General features: G+C 49.9%; 6 protein-coding genes. 3 read left to right on the top strand and 3 right to left on the bottom strand.

All coding sequences use genetic code 11. The annotated features are described in order from the left end of the window. Window positions 1-489: 489 nt before the first annotated feature. Together MO867_RS19860 and MO867_RS19855 are read left to right on the top strand one after the other, a co-directional pair. Window positions 490-1,872 (top strand): MFS transporter, encoded by a 1,383-nt coding sequence (locus MO867_RS19860; protein WP_252472352.1) that lies wholly within the window; start codon window positions 490-492, stop codon window positions 1,870-1,872. Window positions 1,873-2,306: 434 nt separating this feature from the next. Continuing rightward, entirely contained in the window at window positions 2,307-3,467 is a 1,161-nt protein-coding gene (locus tag MO867_RS19855) for an NnrS family protein (RefSeq protein WP_252472350.1), read from the top strand. A gap of 76 nt (window positions 3,468-3,543) precedes the next feature. Here the strand turns inward: MO867_RS19855 and MO867_RS19850 are convergent, their stop codons facing one another. Both MO867_RS19850 and MO867_RS19845 read right to left on the bottom strand, forming a co-directional pair. After that, complete coding sequence (locus tag MO867_RS19850; RefSeq protein ID WP_252472348.1) at window positions 3,544-3,966, bottom strand: GFA family protein; 423 nt, start codon at window positions 3,964-3,966, stop codon at window positions 3,544-3,546. 39 nt (window positions 3,967-4,005) lie between these two features. Next, window positions 4,006-4,797 carry a PhzF family phenazine biosynthesis protein gene (locus tag MO867_RS19845; protein WP_252472346.1) on the bottom strand — a complete coding sequence of 264 codons (792 nt, stop codon included), beginning with the start codon at window positions 4,795-4,797 and terminating at the stop codon, window positions 4,006-4,008. 182 nt (window positions 4,798-4,979) lie between these two features. Here MO867_RS19845 and ubiM point away from each other — a divergent pair, with 182 nt between their 5' ends. Further along, a complete protein-coding gene (gene ubiM, locus MO867_RS19840) occupies window positions 4,980-6,146 on the top strand; it encodes a 5-demethoxyubiquinol-8 5-hydroxylase UbiM (protein WP_252472343.1) in 1,167 nt (388 codons plus the stop codon). 76 nt (window positions 6,147-6,222) lie between these two features. Here the strand turns inward: ubiM and MO867_RS19835 are convergent. Next, window positions 6,223-6,555, bottom strand: a 333-nt coding sequence (locus MO867_RS19835) for a hypothetical protein (RefSeq protein ID WP_252472341.1), incomplete at its 5' end; no start/stop codon positions are given.

Raw genomic sequence — 6,555 nt, 5'->3', positions numbered from 1 at the left:
CCAGCTGGCCCCCTTTGCTATCGCCAAGTGTGTCGGTCATTGTGGGAATCTAGGCATCTACCATGGGCAGGTATTGTTCTAATTTGAAGTGAGAACCTTATTTTCTCAGTATCTGGCTGTGTTTCCTACCTATTTCGCTCCTTAAAACTGTCCGAAGTATTGAAGAGAGATATTTACTCTAAACTCCCATTTGTATTCGATAAGCTTTGTTGATCATTTGATTTGCTTCTGTTTGATTCATTGGCTTAGTCAATCTATTTTGAAGCCTTGATGGATTTCCACTTTGGGTATCACTTTTAGTATTGTCAATAAATAAGATCGTTGGTATAGGATAAAAGCACTGAGATACTAGTAATAAAGTTTAAATACACTTCCTTCAGGGTACGCCCTCATTTGGAGTTGCGAACCAATTTGCCCTGCAGTGGAGCTATTGTTGGTCCAAGCTTTTATATCCGTTGCAAGATTTGCAAAGTGTGAAGTTTGGCATTTATGGCAGCCTCAAAGACTCCGCTATCACGATCACAGATTGTTGGCTTAACGGCCTTGTCGTTTGCTATTTTTCTGATTGCTAATGATTTTACCGCTTTTTCTGTCGCGATTCCTGCAATGGAACAGCATTTCCGCGCAGATATTTCCACGCTCCAGTGGGTAATTAATGGTTATGCGTTGGTATTTGGGATTCTTATCGTCACCGGTGGACGTCTAGCGGATATGTTTGGGCGTCGCCGGCTCTTTTTTATCGGCACTTCTATTTTTGTGTTCTTTTCCATTGTGGGGGGGCTGGCTGTCAATGAGTGGATGTTGTTAGGGGGGCGGGCCCTTATGGGGGTTGGTGGGGCTTTAATGTGGCCGGCGATTCTTGGTATGACTTACCAGATTATGCCAGAGGAAAGGGCGGGGCAGGCGGGGGGGTTGATTATGACTGTCTGTGGGTTTGCCAATTCGGTGGGTCCATTACTGGGTGGTTTTTTTACTGATTTTGCCAGTTGGCGCTGGATATTCTTTATTAATGTACCTATCGCATTGACGGCAATGTTGGTTGGCTGGAAAGTCATAGAAGATGATCAGCCTGAGGAGAGTAAAGAAAAAGTCGATTATTGGGGGATGATCTCCCTGTCAATATTCCTATTGGCTCTGATGCTGGCTCTGGACTTTGTTATCGATGTGGGGGTTAAGAGTCCCGTAGTCATCGGGCTGCTTATAATCTCTATTGTATTTTTCTTCGTATTTTCGTGGGTAGAAACTTATACCCATTCAGATCCACTTATCCCCGCCGATGTTGCCACTAACTGGCGTTTTTTCAGTGTCTGTATTGTGACGCTACTTTTATCTGTTTCATTTGTATCGATGCTGTTGTATATCCCCCAATTTCTTATTAAGGAATTAAGCTTTTCTGCAGTATGGTCTGGAGCGGGTTTGTTACCGGTGATGATTACTTATGCGGTGATGTCCTATATTGCTGGATGGCTTTATGAGGTGATGGGGGCCAGGCTGATGTTGGCTGCAGCAGCTCTGTTTTTGGGGCTGGGAATGATTTTGCTCTCCGGACTAATGGTGCATGAGCGATATATTCATTTAATTCCGGGAATGCTTGCGCTGGGTGTGGGGTTGGGCTTGTATTTTCCCACGATAACCACAACGGCGGTTACAACATTGGGGCCGAGTCGGGCGAGTTTAGCGGCAGCTCTGATTTATATGTTTCAAATTATCGGTGGTGCCATAGGTCTGGCTATGAATACCACCGTGGTAGCAATGGCATTGGAGCTATCACAAGGTATTGATCGTGCCTTTACGATCAACGCCTGTTTAGCAGGTGCGGCAATGGCTGTGAGCCTGCTTTTTGTCAGAGGAGGTGCTTCCCGGGAGCCATAGGTCTATGCGATACTTCAAGTGCACTTCACCTATATCTAAATTTCCCTCAAAAATGAAAATAACCCTATAAAATCCAGGGTTATTGCTGCAATTTTATTTTTTCTTTTCTGTCAAAATGCTTTGACTGCAGGCACATTAATTCACCGAGTTTTCATTTTTTTGTTAACTATTTTTACTAATTGAGTAAGAATAGAGCCCTATCCCAAACTCTGAAAATGGAATTTCGGGCGAAATTTCGCATTGATGCGGATGACTCAAAAGTCGGTTGGTCTTCTGCTGCTGGCCCGCCGCTGGACAAGTTGAAACCCCTGTGTCCTGCATTTTAAAGGACGCCTTTGATTCTCCAAAACAAAACAGGCCTGTCAGGGGGCTTGTGCCGCGAATTATTTATGTTGGGAGCTTAGTCCTCCCGTAGTTGGTAAGGAGAGTGGATTGTGATACCCATCGTTGACCGCGCAAGCGCGGAGTCTATTGCACCTATATGGCGTATGCCGTTCCGCCCCTTTTTTTGGGGGGCTGCTCTGTGGAGTATGGTTGCGTTGGTGATTTGGCAAGGGCAGCTATTGGGCTGGCAGATGCCAGCGTTGCGTGTGGGGGTCGTCTGGCATTCCCATGAGATGCTATTTGGGTTTGCTGCCGCTGTCGTTGTTGGTTTCCTGGGGACTGCTATGCAGACCTGGACTGGTATTCCGTCGCCACGGGGTACCCAGCTTATTGCCCTTTTCGGCCTTTGGTTGTTGGCCCGCCTGGGGTACCTGTTAGCAGTTGTACCTATCTGGATGCCTGTCCTTGCCGAAGCCTCCTTCTTCCTATTCTCAGCATTCTTACTGGGTGCGCGGGTGCTGCGGACTAAGCAGTGGCGCAATATGTTTGTGCTGCCTGCGATGCTGATGTTTGCCGCCTTGTCGGCAAGCCATTGGCTGGTCCCAGGTGCGCAAAGTCGTATTGCGCTGGTGGCACTGTTATTGGTCACTGCGATCATTCTGGTGGTCGGCGGCAGGGTGATTCCATTCTTTACCGCGCGCCGTTTCCATTTAAGCCCAAAGGATAAGTTGCCTGTGGTTGAGTGGGGCACTCATATTTCGGCGCTGGGGTTATTGCTGTCGGTAGCGATAGGGTTGCCGCAGATGGTATGGGCCTTTTTTGCTTTGTCGCTGGGAATTTTACAGGTCATTCGTGTTGCGCGTTGGCACCCGACCAAAATCTGGGCTGAACCCATGGTCTGGTCGCTGCAAGTGAGTTACTGGCTGGTGATTTTAGGGTGCTTTCTCGCAGCCTTGGCCTGGAGCAAGGTTGCCCCATCCTGGCAGAGCCCGGCTCTACACGCCTTTGCCATTGGTGGTATTGGCGGGTTGATATTATCGATGACCAGCCGGGTCAGCCTCGGGCATACCGGCAGAATACTCAAGGCACCGCGTTTGATGCCCCTGGCGTTTGCCGCACTGATGCTATCTGCGCTTGCTCGAATTTTTTGGGCGCCGGCTCCGAGCGGTTTCCTCGCGGCAATTGTTGCCTGGGTCATAGGGTATGCACTTTTTTTACTGTATTACACCCCGGTGTTGTTCCAGCCAAGGGTTGATGGACATCCAGGCTGAGGCCTGACATTCAGTCCCGGTTATTATTGTGAATTTGTTCACGGCAATAGCCGGGTGCACCTGAGAGGTTGTCGGTTTAATCGGAGTTGATACTGTCCATTTGTGGAAAGGTATCTATTCGGGGGAGGGTTTCAAGATCCCGGTCCCATTCGGCTTTACTGGCCATAAAAATGTGTGCGTTGGGTTTGATTTCTACCTCACTGTCCAGGCTGCCCGCCGGAACGGCTAGATGCCCAAGTTCGGTGTCTTCCAGTGGTAGCGCTGAGCCACACTGCCCGCAGAAGCTTCTGCTGTGCCTGGTGCCGGGCAGTTTGAAGGTTTTGCTTATCTCTGCGCCAGACAGCCATTCGAGCTTGGCCGATGTCGAGAATAAATTGGCCGCATGGGCTGACCCGGTATCTTTACGGCAGTAACTGCAGTGGCAGAGAAAGAAGCCCTCGAATTCACCTTCTATTTCAAAGTGAACCGCTCCGCAGAGGCATGACCCTGTCTTATTCATGAGTTTTATCTTCCTTTTATGTGTTGTTGGGCGGGGGATTTATACCTGTATGGTGCCTTCCAGATAGGGCACTGCGCTACCTGAGATGATGACTCTTTCCCCGGTGACGGTGCAATTCAGTAGGCCGCCACGTTGAGAGGCCTGGTGGGCCACCAGCTCTTTTTTATCCAGAATTTTCGACCAGTAGGGGGCGAGCCCGGTATGGATGGAGCCTGTAACCGGGTCTTCGGCACCACCATTACTCGGCCAAAAATAACGGGAAATAAAATCGTATTTCTTTGATCTTGCCGTGACTACAACATCATGGGGTTCTAGTTTCTTCAAAATATCCGGGTTCTGTTGTATTTCTAGTACTTCCTGCTCGTTATTATAGATTGCAAAATAGGCCTGTTTATTGACCAGTACTTTAGCGGGTTTAATCGAAAGTCCTTCAATTAGCGCTGTGGGGACCTGGCTCACTGGTTGCGGTTCTATTTTGGGAAAGTTCATAGAGATAACCCCGTTTTCGGCCCGAATAATATTCATGCTCCCTACAGCATCCGCATAAAGCTGTACTTGCCTGCATGGTGGATTTTGAGAAAAAAGGACATGGGCCGATGCTAGAGTCGCGTGACCACAAAAATCGATTTCAGTGAGGGGTGAGAACCAGCGAATTTTGTAGTCATTCTCCGGATGCTTTACTAAAAAGGCAGTCTCGGAAAGGTTATTCTCCGTCGCGATTGACTGCATTAGATTATCGTCCAGCCATTCCTCAGTGATAATAACCGCAGCTGAATTTCCCTGAAATACACGATCGGTAAAAGCATTAACGAAATGAATTTTAAGCTCCATATAGGCTCCGGTTTTCCTGGGGGGTGGGCGTCGATCTCAATGATTTATACCTCTTTAGGCTAGTGATTTATACCTCGGTTGGATGGATTTACCTTGCCCTGATCTGGATCAGTTTGCGTAAAGTGTGGGTCACTACAGTGGTTGATATTTATTAGGCGCAAATCTGCACTTGGGGTAGGAAAATGATGGAGTCTGATGTTGCTATTGTAGGGGCTGGGCCGGCCGGACTGTCTCTGGCGGTAATGCTTGCCAGAAAGGGGTGTCGAGCTGCTGTCATCGAGCGGCAGAATAAGACTGCTTTATCCGCGCCTGCAGATGATGGCCGAGAAATCGCCCTGACACACAAATCTTACAGGTTGTTGCAGGCGCTTGGGGCTTGGCAGAGGTTGTGCCCTGAGGAGATCAGCCCGCTCAATGCTGCTCAGGTGATTGATGGCAACTCGCCGGCGACGCTTCACTTCAGTCAGGACGGCACAGGGCCCCTGGGGTATATCGTTTCCAACTCCGCGATTCGGCGGGTTTTATATGAGACGGCCGTGGCGACCGATAACATAGAGTTAATTTGCAGTTCTACGGTAACGGCAATGAAGTTGAGTGGCGGTTTCCGTCAGCTGCAGTTCGAAAAGGGAGGGGGTGTGCGTGCGCCCTTGGTTGTAGCAGCCGATAGCCGTTTTTCTGAGGTGCGGCGCATGGCAGGTATTGGTGCCGATATGTGTGACTTTGGTCGCGTCGCTATTGTTGGGCCGGTACGCACGGCACTGGGCCACCAAGGAATTGCTCGGGAGTACTTTCGCTACGGCTCAACATTGGCACTGCTACCCTTGTCTGAAGAGGGCCGCTCTTCGGCGGTTGTTACTGTGCCCGCCAGTCTTTCCGCTCAAGTTATGGCTATGAGTGATGTTGATTTTGCCGCGCATGTTTCGAGAGAGAGTGCTTCGCAGCTTGGTGTAGTGGAGGCTTTTGGAGAGCGCTGCTGTTATCCATTGGTTGCGGTCTATGCACACCGCTTTTCTGCCGAGCGCTTTGCGTTGGTTGGGGATGCCGCTGTGGGGATGCATCCGGTGACGGCGCACGGGTTTAACTTGGGGTTGGCGGGGGCGGATGCCCTGGTGCGGCAGCTGGACGGGGTGAATCGCTTGTACAATTCCGCACAGTTGGCTCGCGCCCTGGTGCGCTACCAGGCACTCCACCGGTTGGGGTCTCGGCCTATATATTCCGGCACGAATAGGGTGGTGGATTTATTTACTGATGATCGCCTGCCGGCTAAGTTTTTAAGAAAAATGGTGCTGCGAATTAGTGACCGCTTCCCGCCGATTCGAAAAGCGATAGTGCACCAGCTAACACGTTGACCCCGAAGAGGTGCTGTAACGTTGCACAGGTAGCAGCCCGTGCCGGCAATGGCAGCTTGGGGGCTGGATGGCGTCCCTACCCGGTATTATTTTTTATAGGGGTGTGGCGGTTAGAAGAGAAGAGGGTATATGAAGACTGCATCCTTGCGGGATTTTCTTCCTTTTCTATACTGCCCTGCGAGACGTTAAAGGCGGCTTTATTCATTTGGTGAAAACAAATGCCAATTACGGCTTGACTCACTGAGGAAGCCCCCATAGAATGCGCAGCCTCTTGAGTGGTTGGGTAAGTCCCACCGCAGGGAAACAAAGAATAACCAGGCTTTGTTTTTTGGAGTTGTTGCGGGGTGGAGCAGTCTGGTAGCTCGTCGGGCTCATAACCCGAAGGTCGTAGGTTCAAATCCTGCCCCCG

The organism is Microbulbifer okhotskensis, from assembly GCF_023895975.1.
GTDB classification, from domain to species: Bacteria; Pseudomonadota; Gammaproteobacteria; order Pseudomonadales; family Cellvibrionaceae; genus Microbulbifer; species Microbulbifer okhotskensis.
The sequence above is the reverse complement of the archived record's forward strand: the minus strand, read 5'-3'. Positions and strand labels throughout refer to the sequence as shown.

What these genes read in the sequence shown, in the direction of transcription:
- MO867_RS19860 (WP_252472352.1), top strand. Translation starts at nt 490, where the DNA reads ATGGCAGCCTCAAAGACTCCGCTATCACGATCACAGATTGTTGGCTTA.
- MO867_RS19850 (WP_252472348.1), bottom strand. Translation starts at nt 3,966, where the DNA reads ATGAATAAGACAGGGTCATGCCTCTGCGGAGCGGTTCACTTTGAAATA.
- MO867_RS19845 (WP_252472346.1), bottom strand. Translation starts at nt 4,797, where the DNA reads ATGGAGCTTAAAATTCATTTCGTTAATGCTTTTACCGATCGTGTATTT.
- ubiM (WP_252472343.1), top strand. Translation starts at nt 4,980, where the DNA reads ATGATGGAGTCTGATGTTGCTATTGTAGGGGCTGGGCCGGCCGGACTG.